Source organism: Streptomyces sp. NPDC001156, assembly GCF_053598275.1.
The window spans coordinates 12808-29068 of record NZ_JBSFJX010000023.1; the positions used below are offsets into that span (position 1 = coordinate 12808).

The following is a 16261-nucleotide window of genomic DNA, read 5'->3' on the forward strand; positions in this document are numbered from 1 at the left end:
TTCCTTCGGCGGTCAGTGATACCTCAAGGGTCTCACGGACCGCTGACGACACCCCACGTGATTAACGGAGCACACCCCCGCCCTCCGGGGGTGTGGCCCGCGTCACGAGGACGGCTTGTAGTCCTGGCCGAGGACGACCGAGACGTCGGCGCTGCCGGCGATCTTGCCCTTCTTGACGGAGCTGGTCGGCAGACCCAGAGTCTTGGCGACCTCGATCGCGTTCTCCTTGTCGCCGTCGTCGGCGTAGATGATCTGGGAGGCGACCTGGGCGGTGCCGGTGCCGGCGTCGAGGAAGGTGTAACCGCCGTTGACGAGGACGACCCGCGCCTGCTCGGCCGACGACTTGGAACCGGTGGCGTTCTTGATGCCGACCCGGACGGCGTCCCCGGCCTGGGGGCTCTTCACGGTGCCGCCGAGCAAGGTCTTCACCACCGTGTCAGTGGCCTTCTCGCCGATCGAGCCGTCGGACTGGACCGGGAGCAGTTCGGTTTTGTAGTCGCCGTCCTTGGCGTGCTCGGCGAGTTTGGCGAGGAAGGTGCCGAGGTCCTTGTCGTTCAGGGACGGGTCGAGGATCTGAGCGAGCGTCTGCACGGTGATCGTCGCGGCCTGCGGGTCCGAGGACAGCTTGCGCAGCACGCCCTGCATGACCTGCCCGAACCGTGCCAGCTGGGCGTCCTGGGACTCGCCCGGACCGCGGTAGGTGGCGTAGGCGACGGCCATCTTGCCGCTGAGGGTCTGGTCCTCCCCCTTGTGCACGAGGGGGGCGCCACCCTTCTTCTTGGCGTCGGGGTCGGGGACGTCCGTGTCGGTGGTGACCTCGATGTTGCCGACGAGCTCGACGAGGTTGTTCAGGTACGGAGTGTCCAGGCGCCAGGTGCCCTCGATCTTGGTGCCCAGGACCGAGTCGATGGCATCGCCGGTGCCGGAGGAGCCGTCGTCGGCGACCGACTTGGCGAGGGTGGTCGTGCTCCCGTCGTCCGAGGTCAGCGCAAGGGAGTTGGGCAGCAGGACGGTGGCGCCCTGCTTGATGGTGGTGTTGCTGACGAGCAGCGCGGTCGAGGTGCCGCCGCCCTTGGTGTTGTGCAGATGGACGACGATGACGTCCCGGTTCTGGGCGCCGGCGGCCGGCGTCGTGCTGCCGGACTTGTGGTCCGAGGAGGTACCGGGCAGCTTGCCCGCGTACCAGAGATAGCCGACGCCGCCGACGGCCACCAGGGCGAGGACCACGACGAGGCCGACGATCCGGCTGCGCGCCCGGCGCCTGGCCTCCTCGCGGCGCTCCGTGCGGTTCTCGGTGAACTTCAGCCAGTCGATGACGTCTTCGGAGTTGCCGTCCGGCTCCTCGACGAAGGCGAACTGCTCGGTGTGGTAGTCACGGTCACCGCGCTGCTGCATCCGAGGCGGGGTGTCCCCTCGGCCGTCCGGGCCGCCACTGAAACCGGCGGGGCCGTCCGTGTGCCCGGATCCACGCTCGTCCGGACCCGTCTGCTGCGGGATGTAGGCGGTCTGTTCCGTGACACGCGGCTGCTGCCCGCTCGCGGCGGTCTGCCCGTAGGGGTCGTAGCCGGGGGCGGTGTTCCCGTACGGGGCATAGGGGTCGTACGAGGGGGCGGACGGCTGCCTGCCGGTTTGCTGGGGCGGCACGGGTCGCTGCCGGCCGGTTTGCTGCGGCGGCACCTGCTGCTGCCGGCCCGTTTGGTACGGCTCCCGGGGCTGCTGCTGCGGACCGGTCCCGTACGGGTCGTAGCTGTAGCCCTGGGGCTGCCGGGGCTGCTGCTGCGTGCCGTAAGGGTCGTATCCCTGCTGGGTCCGCTGGGCAGGGACCTGCTGGTACACAGGCTGCCCGAACTCGTCGTAGCCGACGAGTTCATACTGGTCGCCGCCCGCGTACCCGTCGTATCGGTCGTTCACCGGTGCCCCTATCAGCTCACTCGCCGCGGTACAGCTGCCGCTTGTCGATGTAGCGCACCACACCGTCCGGCACCAGATACCAGACGGGTTCGCCCTGGGCGACTCTCGCACGGCAGTCTGTGGAGGAGATGGCGAGAGCGGGAACTTCGATGAGTGACACACCGCCCGCGGGCAGGCCCGGGTCGGTCAGGGTGTGACCAGGGCGGGTGACGCCGATGAAGTGCGCCAGGGAGAACAACTCGTCCGTGTGGCGCCAGGTGAGGATCTGGCTCAACGCGTCGGCACCGGTGATGAAGAAGAGGTCGGTGTCGGGATTGAGGGCCTTCAGATCGCGCAGGGTGTCCGTGGTGTAGGTGGGACCGCCGCGGTCGATGTCGATCCGGCTGACCGAGAACTGGGGGTTCTCGGCCGTGGCGATAACCGTCATGAGATAGCGGTCCTCGGCCTCGGAGACCTTGCGGTCGGTCTTCTGCCACGGCTGTCCCGTGGGTACGAACACCACCTCGTCGAGGTGGAACTGCGCGACGACCTCACTGGCCGCGACGAGGTGCCCGTGGTGGATCGGATCGAACGTCCCGCCCATGACGCCCAGGCGGCGTTTGCCCGGGTTCGACGGCCCGCTTCCGGGTCCGAATCCCGGGCCATTCGCCGGACCGGTGGGCATGTGCTGCTCTCCCATGCGTGCAGACCCTACCGGCCCGGCCGACGGAACCCGGCCGACGGTCCCCCACGGACGGCCCGGACCAGGCGTTTTGCCGGACTCAGCGGTCGCGGTTGAAGCGCGTGGTGATCCACAGCAGCAGGAGCAGGATGACAAAGGCCCCTCCGCCGGTCATGAACGGGCTGATGCTGGCGTGGCGTTCGCCTTCGCCCTCGGCGAGGGTGGCCAACTGGGCAGCGGTGCTGTGGAAGCTCATCTTCGGCAGTACCTATCCGGTGTGGGCGGGATAAAGACGTCAGTTCATCGTATGCGGGCGCCTGCGCGCCGATCACGCCGACTCCGCCATCGGGGCAGCCGGTTGCCCGGCCGGTCACGCAGCGGGCCGTGCGGCTGCAGAGCCGTCGCGTTCGTCACTGGTCCTTGCGCTTGTAGCCCCGCAGCAGGAACCACGCGGTCAGGGCCGTGCCGAAGACCATCACGATCAGCACGACGCGGAGCAGATTGCCCGGGCCCTGCCGGTCGGCGGCCACCGCGGCCTCGGTGAGCCAGGCGGCGGAAATGTGCTCCATGGGATCGCTCCTAACAGTGTGCTGCCCTGCCACCGTATCTCCGCCTAGGCTGGACTCCGCTTCGGGGGCACATCGGGCGTCGCACACCGCGCAGCCATCACTCGAGCGGTGGCCCGATGATCAATCGCACAGTGGTCACCAGACACATGGGGGAACACATGTCCGACGTCGGCCATGAGCACAACGGGCACGAGCACGTGCCGAGCAGGCAGCGCAGGCGTTTCCCGGGGATCTCCTCGCGCGCGTACGAACACCCGGCGGACCGTTCGGCCCTGGTGGCCCTGCGCAGGCTCAGCGGCTTCGACACGGTCTTCAAGGCACTCAGCGGTCTGCTGCCCGAGCGCAGCCTGCGACTGCTGTTCCTGTCCGACTCGGTGCGGGTCTCGGACGCGCAGTTCGCCCATCTCAACGACATGCTGCGGGACGCCTGTTACATCCTGGACCTGGAGAAGGTTCCGCCGATGTACGTCACCCAGGACCCGCAGCCGAACGCGATGTGCATCGGCCTGGACGAGCCGATCATCGTCGTGACCACCGGGCTCGTGGAGCTGCTCGACGAGGAGGAGATGCGGGCGGTCGTCGGGCACGAGGTCGGGCACGCGCTGTCCGGCCACTCGGTCTACCGGACCATCCTGCTGTTCCTCACCACCCTCGCGATCCGGGTCGCCTGGATCCCGTTGGGCAACCTCGCGATCATGGCGATCGTGACCGCGCTGCGGGAGTGGTTCCGCAAGTCGGAGCTGTCGGCCGATCGAGCCGGACTGCTGGTCGGGCAGGATCTGCAGGCCTCGATGCGGGGGCTGATGAAGATAGCGGGCGGTAACCACCTGCACGAGATGAACGTGGACGCCTTTCTCGAGCAGGCCGAGGAGTACGACGCCGGAGGCGATCTGCGCGACTCGGTGCTCAAGATCCTCAACGTGCTGCCGCGCAGCCACCCCTTCACCACGGTCCGCGCGGCCGAGCTGAAGAAGTGGGCCGCCTCCCGCGATCACCAGCGGATCATGGACGGCCACTACCAGCGACGCGACGAGGACAAGGACACGTCCGTCTCGGGCTCCTTCCGGGAGTCGGCGGCCAGCTACGCGAACGACGTGAAGGAGTCCAAGGACCCGCTGATGAAGCTGGTCAGCGACCTCGCGGGCGGCGCGGGCGACTTCGGCGGCCGGGTACGGCGCGGCTTCGCCGGCTTCACGAGCAACGCCCCCAAGGACGCCCCGAACGAGCCGCAGGACGCCCACCCGGACGACGAGGCCCCCGAGGAGGGCAGCACGGGAGAGAAGGGCGACGCCTGACCGGACGGCACCGCCGAGCCCATCCGGGCCTCGCCCGGGGGACGGTCCTCCTGGGCCCGGCCCGGGGCCAGGGGCTACGGCGCGGGCCGGAGCCGCGGCGATCAGGAACACCTGGTGGCGACGCCGGCGCAAAGCGCTGCCGGGCCGCCTCGACCCGGCCGGCTGGTCCCCTGGCCCCGCCCTTGGGCCAGGAAGCCACGGCTCGGGCCAGGAACGCCCGGCGGCGACGATCCGTCCGCACACAATCCCGGCGGGGCCGAAGCGGCCCGCCGGGCTGACCCCTGGCCTGTCCCGGGCCAAGAGGCCACGGCTCAGGCAAGAACCGTTCCTGGGCAGTGAGCGGGAGCGAGCCCGTGCACTGGCACGCCCCGAACGGTCTTGGGCGTACTGGTCGTCCGCTTTTCGCTTTCGGTTGGCGACACGGATCCTGTCCGTGGTCCGGTCCCGCAAGGGCGGAGTCCCTCACGACCTGGCCATATGGATGCGGCCAGAGGCGACGGGGACGCCCTGAACCATCTCTCTGGTGGAGCAGGGGCCCCGCACGCCGGCACCGCACCCGGCTTCCCAAATCGCACAAGGACCCTAGCCCGCCCCATCCAGGGCACTACAAGCCCTGCGAGCCGACCATCACACGATCTAGCTAAATCACCCTCATGCACACTCCACAGCGAGCAATCGCCAATCCCTGGCAACGACGCTCCCGCCCGCGCACAGCCCTGCCCGGGGCCAGGAGCCATGGCTCAGACCAAGAAACCCCCTGACGCGCTCCCGCCCGCGCCTGGGCCCTCGTGCCCGGCCGCCTCGACCCCGGCGGGTTCGCCCCGTGGCCCCCGCCCGGGCAACCGCCCCCTGGCCCCGTCGGGAGCCAGGAAGCCTCGGCCCAGGGCAGGAGATCCCTGGCGGCGACGCTCCGTCGCGCACAAGCCCTTCCCGGGCCGCCACGGTCCGTTCGACGGGTGCGCCGGGCCCGCGGGACCGGTATGGCTTACGGAGGGTCCGCCATGGGCCCCGCCTCCCGGAAGTCATCGGATGCCTCCACCGCGGCCCGGAAGCCCAGGCCGCGCCCCTCCGCTAGACCTTCGGCTGTGCGCTCGCCGCGAGGGTGCCGCACAGGGCCGTGGCGCTGCCCGTCGCGTAGGGGTTGGTGCCGGGCGGGCCGCCCCCCTTGGCCGTCTGGCCCGCGAGCAGTGGCTGGAGGTGGTCGGCGGCGTCCTGGGCGCAGGCGAGCGGACCGGCCTGGACGTAGGAGACCACCAGCACCGCCTGGTGCATACGGAGGTCGTCGCGGTCGAAGCGGAAGGTCATCTCGCGCCGCACGGTGAACAGCGAGGCCCGAGCCTTCGCGTCACCGCCGGTGGGCTTCAGCGCGTACACCAGGGTGTGATCGGCGCTGACCTCGATCGTGTCGGAGTTGATCTCCGCCGCCTGCATGGTGCCCTGGACGCGGATGTTGCGTCCTGCCAGCTGGGCATGTGTCGGGTCGAAGCGGATCAGCCAGCCGGTGGCCGCGTGCCGCCCGTCCGTCGCCGGGTGGACGAAACTCTGGTCGAACTGGTCGAGCTGCTGGGGGTCGAGCAGGACCCGGACGGAGCGCACGGCGCCGCCGGTGAGGACGGCGGGGTCGAGCGAGGACTCGACGAGGTAGTCCTTCGCGGTGGTCAGCGCGGCCACGACCTGGCTCTCGGAGAAGTGCGCGGTGCGCCGGGCGGCGGGAAGGGTGATGCCCTCGGCGCCGACGCGGAACTGGGCGGCGGGGCTGTGCGCGAAGAGCGCCTCCGCGTCGGGGGAGCCGGGGACGGCGGACTGGGGGGCGAGCGGGATCACCGTCATATGCAGCGGCTCGGCGGCCTGCACCCTGGGGGCCGGGTACGGGTGGCGTACACCCATGTAGACGGCGGTGCCGAAGGCGACGGCTATCAGCAGGACGAGGAGCAGCGCCTGCCGGGACAGGCCCCGGTGCAGCGCCGGGCGGCGCCGTACGGCCGGGGCGTGGTCGGCCATCCGCTCCCGCGCCGAGTACTCCTGGAGGCGGGCAGCCCGCACAAACGATTCGTCGAACACGACGGATCGGTACTCGTCCTCGCCACCACCGGGAGCGCCCTCGGGTGTCCCCTCAGGTGGGTCTCCAGGCCCGCCCATATCTTCAGAGTAGGTCTCCGGGAGCTCAGGTAAACGCCCTGGTACACGACAAGTTCTGACAGGTTCTCACCAGGTTTTCGAACGAAAGTCGAACACCGTTGTCCGGGGCGTCAGGGCGTCCGGGGAACCGCTGAGAACGCCGGGGGCGAGGGGTCCACGGAGGCCGAGGGAGCCGTGGCGGCGCTCGACTCCTGGCCCTGCTTCACACCGGTCGTGGCAGGGGGTGGGATCTGCTCCTGGCGGCCCGAGGACGCGCCCCGGTACACCGCGCTGAAGGCCAGGGCGACCATGCCTATGCCCATCACGAGGGCGAGCATCCAGGCGACCGGGCGATGCCAGCGTGCACCCTTGCCGTATCGCCTGCCGTACAGCCCCAGCGCGCCGTGGCGGCCCTCGAGGATCTCCGCGTCGTCCAGGTCGTCCAGATCCGGGCCGCGACCGAAGCCGTCGTCGGGGCCGAATCCGTCCTCATAGCGCTCGTCGTCGCCGCGAGCGCCCCTGGCGTGCGCCCGGCGTGCCTCGGCCTCCTGGGCCTCGGCGCGGGCCTGGGCGGCGGCGAGGAGTCTCTCCACGGCCGTGGGCTCGTGGACCGCGGCCGACCGGACGAAGGCCTCGTCGAAGACCACGGAGGCGAACTCTTCGTCCATACCTCCGCGGTCGCGGTCGTCGTCGGGCTCCCGGCCGTCGTCGAACGGCGTGCCCCCCACGTCCTCCGGCACGGATCCAGAGTAGACCTGGGGGGTCAATTTGGGCAGACGGTAAGGAAATTCATCCGCCTGCCGAGACGCGTTCACAGGTGGGTGCCAGGGAACGCGGGCTGACGCAGGACTGAGCGCCCGCTCAGCGCCGTACGTGCCCGTCGCCGGTGACGATGTACTTGGTGCTGGTCAGCTCGGGCAGGCCCATCGGTCCCCGCGCGTGCAGCTTCTGGGTGGAGATGCCGATCTCCGCGCCGAAGCCGAACTGCCCGCCGTCCGTGAAGCGCGTCGAGGCGTTCACGGCGACCGTGGTCGAATCGACCAACTGGGTGAAACGACGAGCGGCCTGCTGCGAGGTGGTCACAATCGCCTCGGTGTGGCCGGAGCTCCACAGCCGGATGTGCTGCACGGCCCGGTCCAGGGAGTCCACGACCGCGGCGGCGATGTCGTACGAGAGGTACTCGGTGTCCCAGTCCTCGGGCGTGGCCTCCACCACCGTCGCCCGGGAGTCCTTGGCGTAGGCCATCACCCGCTCGTCGGCGTGCACGGTGACCCCGGCGTCCGCGAGGGCGTCCAGGGCGCGCGGCAGGAACTGGGCCGCGATGTCCTGGTGGACGAGGAGCGTCTCGGCGGCGTTGCACACGCTCACCCGCTGGGCCTTGGAGTTGATCAGGATGTCGATCGCCATGTCGATGTCGGCGCGGGCGTCGACATAGACATGGCAGTTGCCGGTGCCGGTCTCGATCACTGGGACCGTGGACTCCTCCACGACCGTGCGGATCAGGGACGCGCCGCCGCGCGGGATGAGCACGTCGACCAGGCCGCGGGCGCGCATCAGTTCGCGGACCGACTCACGGCCCTCGCCCGGGACGAGCTGGACCGCGTCGGCGGGCAGCCCGGCGCCGCCCACGGCGTCGCGCAGGACCCGTACCAGGGCGGTGTTCGACTCGTACGCGGAGGAGGAGCCGCGCAGCAGGACCGCGTTCCCGGACTTCAGGCACAGCGCGGCGGCGTCCACGGTCACGTTCGGCCGGGCCTCGTAGATGATCCCCACGACGCCGAGCGGCACCCGTACCTGGCGCAGGTCGATGCCGTTGGGGAGGGTCGAACCGCGCACGACCTCGCCGACCGGGTCGGGCAGGGCGGCCACGTCCCGGACGTCGGAGGCGATGGCCCGGATCCGCTCGGGCGTGAGCGTGAGCCGGTCGATGATCGCCTCGCTGGTGCCGGCCTCACGGGCCTTGGCGATGTCCTCGGCGTTGGCCTCGACGATCTCGCTCGTACGGACCTCCAGCGCGTCCGCGACGGCGAGCAGCGCGTCGTCCTTCTCGGCCCGCGGCAGCGGCGCGAGGTCGGCGGCGGCCGCCTGGGCTCGATAGGCCGCCCGGGCGACCGGGGACATGGAGTCGTACGGCGAGAGCGTGGTCATGAAGGAAGGGTAGTGCGCCGGACGTACCGTCCACGGCTCGTCCCACACACCGAGACACCCTCAAAACGGGTGAACACCGACCGGTGTCGCCGGTGGCGGTCCGTACCCTTCGGCGACGCGCTGGTGGTAGGTCTCGCGGTCGATGACCTCGAGGCCGACGATCTCCCAGGGCGGCAGCCCCGCACTCTGCCGGTGCTCGCCCCACAGGCGCAGGGCGACCGCGGCGGCGTCGTGCAGGTCCCGGGCCTCCTCCCAGTACCGGATCTCCGCGTGGTCGCCCGCGTAGCGGCTGGTCAGCAGGAACGGGTGGTCGTGGGCGAGCTGCTCGAGCGCGCGCCGGACCTCCTTCAGCGGGGCCTCCTCGCCCGAGACGCTGAGGGTGACGTGCCACAGCCGGGGCAGGTCGCCCGGCTCCCCGTAGGCGTCCTGGGCCCCGACGCCGATCAGGGTTCGCTCCTCCCCGGTCGCGCGGGGAGCGGCGCCGTCATGAGAGCCACCGGAGGTGCCGCGACCGCGGAACGCCGCCACCCCAGGGCGCACTCGTCTCACGACGGCCTCCTTACGCAGTACTCGTGCGGAATGTGTCCCCAAAACGCATCCCCGAGACAAAGTGGAGCAGGCCGCACGGCTCCATGGGGCGGTTTTACGGAACGTCCCCCACCGGAAGACCCCGGCGCTCGGGCCTTTTCGGCCCGTTACGGGTGCAGGACGACCAGGTCGTCCCGATGCACGACCTCGCGTTCGTACGCGGGTCCCAGATCGCGCGCCAGTTCCCGTGTCGAGCGGCCGATCAGCCGGGGGATCTCCTTGGCGTCGAAGTTGACGAGCCCGCGTGCCACCGCCCGCCCCTCGCTGTCGCGCAGTTCCACGGGGTCCCCCGCGACGAAGTCGCCCTCGACGGCCGCGATACCGGCGGGCAGCAGCGACTTGCGGCGTTCGACGACCGCGCGCACGGCCCCGTCGTCGAGGGTGAGCGAGCCCTGCGGGGTGGAGGCGTGCTGAAGCCACAGCAGCCGGTCGGCGGAGCGCTTGCCGGTGGGGTGGAAGTAGGTGCCGGTGTCCCGGCCCGCGAGGGCGTCGGCGGCGTGCACGGCGGAGGTGAGCACCACGGGGATGCCGGCGGCGGCCGCGATCCGGGCCGCCTCGACCTTGGTGACCATGCCGCCGGTGCCGACGCCGGCCTTGCCCGCGCTGCCGATCTCCACGTGCGCGAGGTCCTCGGGGCCCCGCACCTCCGCTATCCGCGAGGTGCCGGGTCTGCTCGGGTCCCCGTCGTAGACCCCGTCCACGTCCGACAGCAGGACCAGCAGATCGGCGTGGACCAGGTGGGCGACGAGCGCGGCGAGGCGGTCGTTGTCGCCGAAGCGGATCTCGTCCGTGGCCACCGTGTCGTTCTCGTTGACGACGGGCAGCGCGCCCATCGCCAGGAGCTTGTCGAGGGTGCGGGAGGCATTGCGGTGGTGGGCGCGGCGACTGGTGTCGTCGGAGGTGAGCAGCACCTGTCCGACCCGGATGCCGTGGCGGGCGCAGGAGGCGGTGTAGCGGGCCACCAGCAGGCCCTGGCCGACGCTGGCCGCGGCCTGCTGACGGGCCAGGTCACGGGGGCGGCGGCGCAGACCGAGGGGAGCGAGACCGGCGGCGATGGCACCGGAGGAGACGAGGACGATCTCCCTCTCTCCCCCGCTGCGGTGCTTGGCGAGCACATCGATGAGGGCGTCGACGCGGTCGGCGTCGAGCCCGCCCGTCGCCGTGGTCAGCGAGGAGGAGCCCACCTTGACGACGATCCGATGGGCCTGTGCCACGGCCTGCCTTGCCCCTGCCACCTGCTGTGCTTCCCCTCACACGTTCCGGCTCCCCGCCCGGCAATCTACGCGAAGGGGCACGGGTGCCGCGCACCGGTCCAGCAGGCGGACCGGCCTCCCGCGACGAGTGGTTCACGATCCGGGCACGGCGGAGACAGGTGCGTTCCGGGGGCGCGCCTGCGCGGGCGTGCCCCCGGCGTACGCCCCCTCAGACCATCCGTCGCGCCTTCAGCACCCGCCGGGCCGCCTTGCGCAGCCGGCGGAAGTGGACCGCCGGCGGCACCGGCTTGAAGGCCTCGACCGTGACCGTCTCGGTGGTCGTCGGCACGAACCAGTCGTCCGGGAGCTCCGCGGCACGGTCGCGGAAGTGCGGGTAGCCGAGGTAGGCCTTGCCGGCTCGCGGGTCCATGAAGACCGTGGGCGCCTTCTTGGACTTGACGAACTCCAGTACGTCGGCCAGCAGGTCCCCCCGGCCCCGCGCCACCAGGTGGAACCGCAGCCGCTCGTTGACCTTGAGCCGCCGGGCGACGCCCTCGTGCCAGTACGCGTCCATCATCGGCGCGGCGAGCTCCAGCTTGTGGGCGCGCACCTCCTCGCTGTCCCTGAGGAAGACGGGCCCGAACTGCGGGAGGAGGGTGATCAGGAACGGGCGGACCATCAGGGCGTCCCGGCGCGGGCCCGCGGGCACCTGCTCCGAGATGAGCTTCATCAGGGCGCGGGCCGAGTCGAAGCGCAGGGTGTAGCTGCCGCTCTTGGTCACGTGCTTGCCGTCGTCCCGGCCGACCAGGTAGTAGCAGGTGTAGTCGGAGATCACGGAGACACCGTCCGCGCGAAGGTAGGCCTCCATCGTGAACAGCGCGTCCTCACCGGTCTTCAGCGACTCGTCGAAGCGCATGCCGTGCCGCGTGAGCAGCTCACGCCGGAAGAGCTTCTGCGCGCTCAGCGTGAACTTGATGTTCGAGGAGAAGACGTCGGTCCGGGGCAGGGTCTTGCCCCACATCGACTTGGGGGCCGTGCGGTTGACGCCGACGACCTTGCCGAGCACGACGTCGGTCTTGTGTTCGTCCGCCATGGCGACCATGCGCTCCAGCGCCTCGGTGCCGAGCCGGTCGTCCGCGTCGAGGAAGAAGACGTAACGCCCCTGGGCCTGGGCCAGGGCGACGTTGCGCGGACCACTCGGTCCGCCCGAGTTCTCCTGGTGGATGACCTTGACGGTCATGGGTGCCCGCTTGGCGAACTCCTCCAGATGGTCACCCGTCCCGTCCGTCGAACCGTCGTCGACGGCGACCACCTCGATACGCGACGGGTCCAGGGTCTGTGACTCGACGGACTCGAGGCAGTCGACCAGGTACGGCATCGCCTCGTACGCCCCGATGATCACAGTCACATCAGGCTGCGCAGCGGACACGCTTCCCCCCTTGTCACGGGATTTCCCCGTATCTCATCAACGATTACCTATTAGAGGGCCGACGAGGTACGAGGGTTGCCTCCGCCGAGGGTATCGTGGCGCAGGTCACACGACTAACAGACAGTAAACCAGGGTAGACGCCCAGGGTAAGAACAAGGAAAGGGCCCGGTCGCCGAGGATTGCTCCTCGGGCGCCCGGGCCCCTTTGTCTGCGTTGTCCGTGCTGCGGATCAGCCCTTGACCACGTCGTTCGTCTCGTCCGCAGGCGTGGTGCGCTGGGACGGCACCCCGCTCGCCGACCCGGCTGCCAGTGCGTGGGCCACGGACTCCTGGCCGCGGTTGCGGATCTCCGCCTTCTCCGCCAGATCGCGCACGGCGTTGTTGAACTGCTCGATCGAGGTCGGCTCGTCCGGGCCGAGCAGATAGCGCCTCAGCTCCTGGCGTTCGGCGGTCAGCGTGTCGGCCTCGGGGTCCCGGACGGCGGCCAGGAGCTGGTCCAGTTCGCGCGCCGAGTTCGACAGGATCACGGCCGCGCGCACCGCCGTGTTCTGCCGCTTGAACTCCTCGGCGCCGAGCTCGGCAGAGTCGGTGACGGCGTACGGCTTGCCGCTCGCGATGAAGTCGGAGACCACGCTGGAGATGTCGGAGACCATCGCGTCGGAGACGTTGAAGCAGTCGTACAGGCGCGGCTGCGCCGCCGTGATGACGCGGTGCTCCGCGGCACCGAAGGAGCGCCAGTAAGCGTCGTTCCACTCGGCGCGCAGCCGGGCGACCTCCTCGTGCCTGGCCATGTCGACCAGACCGTCGCGGGTCGCCTCGGCCTCGTCGTCCTTGTCCCCGACGGGGCCGACCAGCTCGGCCAGCCGCCCCTCGATCCGGACCAGCTCCGCCTGGGCCTTGCGCTGCGCTGCGGCGTCGGCCTGGAAGCGCGGGTCGGCGGCACGTTCGGCGGCGGCCTTCTCGACCAGGGCGGTGATCCGCCGGTGTGCGGCGGCCGCCTTGGCGCTGCGGGTGCCGGTGAAGGGGTGCGGCTTGTAGAGGACGCGGACGGGCCGGTCGGCGGCGATCAGCTTCTTCACGATGTTCTCGCCGGCCAGCAGCAGCGAGGTGTTGCCCGGGCTGTCGTCCCAGCCCTCCCAGGTGGGCGCGTAGAGGATCGTGGGGATGCGCCCCTCGGGCACGCCCTGCCAGGACTGGATGGGCGCGAGCTGCGGGCGGCCGACCTCGACGATGTCCTCGTCGCGGACGCCGACATCGGCGATGGCGTAGCGGTCGCGGCCCGCACGGCCCGCGGTCCACACCTCGTCGTACACCTTGCTGAACGGGTTGACGCTGGCGAGCTTGTCGCTGTCGCCGTGGCCGATGAAGACGTGCTTCATGGTCGGGACGCGCAGCATGTGGATGTTCTTGCCGACGTTCGCCGCGTACAGCGTGACGCGCACGGTGGACAGGTCCATGTTCATCAGGTGCACCCCTCCCGGCACGCAGACGACCGGGACCGTGGTGGGCGCCAGGTTCTGCAGGATGACGCGCTCGCGGAGGATGATCAGCGGCCGGGTCTCCAACTGCTCCATCGTCTCCAGCCACATGTTGACCTGGTACGCCGAGTCCTTGGAGCCGGAGAAGTACAGCACCGTCTCGGGGCGGTACTCGCGCAGCCAGCCACTGAGGGCCTTGAGCACCGTCTCCGCGTTCGGCGGGATCCTCCGGCCGCGGACGTACGGGGCGAGCGCGGCCACGTAGAGGAAGGCCGGCACCAGGGTGAGCCCGACGCCTGTGAAGCCGTAGACGGCCTTGTGGGTGGCCGCCGTGAGGAGCAGGCCGATGACCGCAGGCAGGTCGAGGTGGAGCATCTTCTCCGCGGCGCGGCCCATCAGCCGGCGCGGCGGCGCGCCGGGGATGCGGATCCGCGAGGCGAGGTCCACGTTGCGGGTGGCGACCGGCATCCTGCGGCGGTTGCGGATCAGGGTGACCAGGGCGCCGTGCGGGGCCTGGAAGGCGTAGAAGGCGAGGAAGCAGGCCACCGCCGCGTAGAAGACCGGGTCACTGGAGAGGGCGGACCGGGCCAGGAGCAGGACCAGAAGCAGCTGCCGGATCAGGAACCGGATGGAGAGACCCGCCCGCACCTTGCCGAGGCGGTTGATCAGATAGCTGCCGCGCCGGTGCAGATAGTGGTCCGCCAGGTACGTCACTGCGGCCGCGGCCGCGAAGGCACCGACGCTCGGGAGGAGCGCGGCCAGCGTCAGCGCGGGGAAGCCCAGCATCATGAGGGCCGCCGCGGCCAGCTCGGCCGCACTGCCCACCCGGGCAACGCGTATAGCGGTGGAAATCACGGAGGAACCTGCTCTTGAAGGGAGTGCCGGTGATGGTACGGAGAAAAGTTTCGGAAATTCTTTGAAAAAGCTGTGGAAACTGGTTGTGGGCCGGTCCGGAATTTCAAGGAGTCAGGCCCCTGCGCCCGCGCATTCGTCGCGCAATCACAGAGGCCTGAATTCCGAGGACAAGGGAAAATCCGCTTATGCCGCGCCGTCCTCGCGGTCCAGGACACCCGCCAGGGCCGCCTCGAAGCCGGACGCCCTGCCCGCGTCCGCTGTCGGGTCCTGCTGGCGCACATCGATGACGTGGCCGGTGAGTTCGGAGACGAGGACATCGAGCGAGGTGCGCGCCACGGCCTCGGAGGACAGCAGCGTGCCGGACGGCTCCTGGCCGAACGCCTTGGTGCGCATCGGGGTGGCGGTGCGCTCCGGGTTGATGCAGTTGACGCGGATGCCGTCGGCGGCCCACTCGTCGGCCAGGGCCTGAGTGAGGTTCACCATGGCGGCCTTGGTCGAGGAGTAGAGGCTGTACTCGGCGCGACCGCGGGTGTAGCTGCTGGAGGTGTAGAGCAGCAACTGGCCCTTGGTCTCGGCCAGGTACTTGTACGAGGACCTGGCGATCTGCACCGGCGCCAGGTAGTTGACCTTCAGCGCTTCCTCGATGGTCGCGTTGTCGGTCTCGGCGAGCTTGCCGATGCGCAGCACACCGGCGGTGTTGACGACGTAGTCGATGCGCCCGGTCTCGGCGTACGCCTTGGACAGCGCGTCGTCGACCTCCTCCGGGTTCTCGACGTGCGTGCCGGTGGTGGAGCGGCCCAGCGCGTACACCGTGGCCCCGTAGGACTCGGCGAGCGCGGCGATGTCCTGGCCGATGCCGTACGAGCCGCCGAAGACGACGACGGTCCTGCCGGAGAGGAGCTCGCGGTAGGCCTCATCGCCGTTCTGCGCGGGCGCGGCGGTGGAGGCGAGCTGGAACAGCTTGTCCGCGATGAACACGTCGACGGGCTGCGTGACCTTCATGTTGTACTCGTCGCCCGCGACCACGTGGATCGGCACGTCGGGCAGGTACTTGAGCACGACGGAACAGTCGTCCGTGGCCTGGAAGTTGGGGTCGCCCGAGGCGATCTCGTAGGCCCGGCGGATCGTGGAGAGCTTGAAGGCCTGCGGGGTCTGGCCGCGGCGCAGCCGGGAGCGGTCCGGGATCTCGGTGATGAACTCGCCGTCCTCGCCGTGCGTGCGGGTCACGATGATCGTGTCCGCGGACGGGATGGCGACGTCGACGGCCTGGTAGCGCTCCAGGGCCGCGACGCAGTCGTCGATGACGCGCTGCGACAGCAGGGGGCGCACGGCGTCGTGGAACAGGACGTTGCGGTCCTCGCCCGCCGCCAGGCCCTCGCCGAGCAGGGCGATGGCGCGCTCGGTGGTCTCGTTGCGCGTGGCGCCGCCCTCGATGATGTGCGTCACCTTGGTGAAGCCCGACTTCGCGACGATCTTCTCCACGTCCGGCACATAGCCCTGCGCCATCAGCACGATCACGTCGTCGATGGAGTCCGCGTTCTCGAAGGTGGTCAGCGTGTGCTCGATCACCGCCTTTCCGGCGATCTTCAGCAGCTGCTTCGGAATCGACAGACCCACACGCTGACCGGTGCCACCAGCCAGGATCACTGCGGTGGTACGGGGCTTGGCTATGCGCTCAGACACAGGTGACCTACCTCGGGCTTCAGGGAACCTTCGGATGGTCCCACTTTCGGTAAGCGAAGTGCAAGGTGAGCGCCGTCTGATGCATATGTAAGCGCAACCTCCTATTTACCTGGCACCCTCGACGATTACCTGAGACGTGCCCGACTTGTCCGGATTTGCTGTGAGTAACTCCACACGTTTCTCACGCGTTATCCTCCCGCTTTCCCTCGCATTGCGTTCCGGTGACGAGGGCAGGCGTCCGGGGGGCGCTCACTGAGGGCACAACGGCCTGAACACTCGGTGACGGAGACAGAGGTCCGCACGTGATGGCCATGACGCGCGGCCGCACGACCGC

13 protein-coding genes are annotated in these 16261 nt (G+C 70.0%); 1 reads left to right on the plus strand and 12 read right to left on the minus strand.

Features of this window, described 5'->3' with window-relative positions; translation table 11 throughout:
* Positions 1 to 102: 102 nt before the first annotated feature.
* The 4 genes from ACWDA7_RS14630 to ACWDA7_RS14645 form a co-directional block, all read right to left on the minus strand.
* Positions 103 to 1911 carry a LytR C-terminal domain-containing protein gene (locus ACWDA7_RS14630; protein WP_450604528.1) on the minus strand — a complete coding sequence of 603 codons (1809 nt, stop codon included), beginning with the start codon at positions 1909 to 1911 and terminating at the stop codon, positions 103 to 105.
* Between the two features lie 16 nt (positions 1912 to 1927).
* Positions 1928 to 2590, minus strand: a complete 663-nt coding sequence (nadD, locus tag ACWDA7_RS14635) for a nicotinate-nucleotide adenylyltransferase (RefSeq protein WP_450604529.1) — start codon at positions 2588 to 2590, stop codon at positions 1928 to 1930.
* Positions 2591 to 2672: 82 nt separating this feature from the next.
* On the minus strand, positions 2673 to 2828 hold the full coding sequence (locus ACWDA7_RS14640) for a hypothetical protein (RefSeq protein WP_359391010.1): 156 nt from the start codon (positions 2826 to 2828) through the stop codon (positions 2673 to 2675).
* A gap of 154 nt (positions 2829 to 2982) precedes the next feature.
* Positions 2983 to 3141 carry a hypothetical protein gene (locus ACWDA7_RS14645; RefSeq protein WP_450604530.1) on the minus strand — a complete coding sequence of 53 codons (159 nt, stop codon included), beginning with the start codon at positions 3139 to 3141 and terminating at the stop codon, positions 2983 to 2985.
* A 158-nt stretch (positions 3142 to 3299) separates the two neighbouring features.
* On the opposite strand from ACWDA7_RS14645, the gene ACWDA7_RS14650 reads away from it, so the two are divergent.
* Positions 3300 to 4436 (plus strand): M48 family metallopeptidase, encoded by a 1137-nt coding sequence (locus ACWDA7_RS14650; RefSeq protein ID WP_450604531.1) that lies wholly within the window; start codon positions 3300 to 3302, stop codon positions 4434 to 4436.
* A gap of 1071 nt (positions 4437 to 5507) precedes the next feature.
* Here the strand turns inward: ACWDA7_RS14650 and ACWDA7_RS14655 are convergent.
* The 8 genes from ACWDA7_RS14655 to ACWDA7_RS14690 all read right to left on the minus strand — a co-directional run bounded on the left by ACWDA7_RS14655 (position 5508) and on the right by ACWDA7_RS14690 (position 15927).
* A complete protein-coding gene (locus ACWDA7_RS14655) occupies positions 5508 to 6575 on the minus strand; it encodes an SCO2583 family membrane protein (RefSeq protein WP_450604533.1) in 1068 nt (355 codons plus the stop codon).
* A 110-nt stretch (positions 6576 to 6685) separates the two neighbouring features.
* Positions 6686 to 7294 carry an SCO2584 family spore wall biosynthesis protein gene (locus tag ACWDA7_RS14660; RefSeq protein WP_450604534.1) on the minus strand — a complete coding sequence of 203 codons (609 nt, stop codon included), beginning with the start codon at positions 7292 to 7294 and terminating at the stop codon, positions 6686 to 6688.
* 121 nt (positions 7295 to 7415) lie between these two features.
* Positions 7416 to 8702, minus strand: coding sequence for a glutamate-5-semialdehyde dehydrogenase (locus tag ACWDA7_RS14665; RefSeq protein WP_450604535.1), 1287 nt, complete (start codon positions 8700 to 8702; stop codon positions 7416 to 7418).
* Between the two features lie 60 nt (positions 8703 to 8762).
* Positions 8763 to 9251, minus strand: a complete 489-nt coding sequence (locus ACWDA7_RS14670) for a hypothetical protein (protein ID WP_450604536.1) — start codon at positions 9249 to 9251, stop codon at positions 8763 to 8765.
* A 146-nt stretch (positions 9252 to 9397) separates the two neighbouring features.
* A complete protein-coding gene (gene proB / locus ACWDA7_RS14675; RefSeq protein WP_450604537.1) occupies positions 9398 to 10525 on the minus strand; it encodes a glutamate 5-kinase in 1128 nt (375 codons plus the stop codon).
* Positions 10526 to 10712: 187 nt separating this feature from the next.
* On the minus strand, positions 10713 to 11912 hold the full coding sequence (locus tag ACWDA7_RS14680) for a glycosyltransferase family 2 protein (protein WP_450604538.1): 1200 nt from the start codon (positions 11910 to 11912) through the stop codon (positions 10713 to 10715).
* Between the two features lie 229 nt (positions 11913 to 12141).
* On the minus strand, positions 12142 to 14214 hold the full coding sequence (locus tag ACWDA7_RS14685) for a hypothetical protein (RefSeq protein WP_450604593.1): 2073 nt from the start codon (positions 14212 to 14214) through the stop codon (positions 12142 to 12144).
* A 213-nt stretch (positions 14215 to 14427) separates the two neighbouring features.
* Entirely contained in the window at positions 14428 to 15927 is a 1500-nt protein-coding gene (locus ACWDA7_RS14690) for a D-ribitol-5-phosphate cytidylyltransferase (protein ID WP_450604539.1), read from the minus strand.
* Positions 15928 to 16261: the final 334 nt, after the last annotated feature.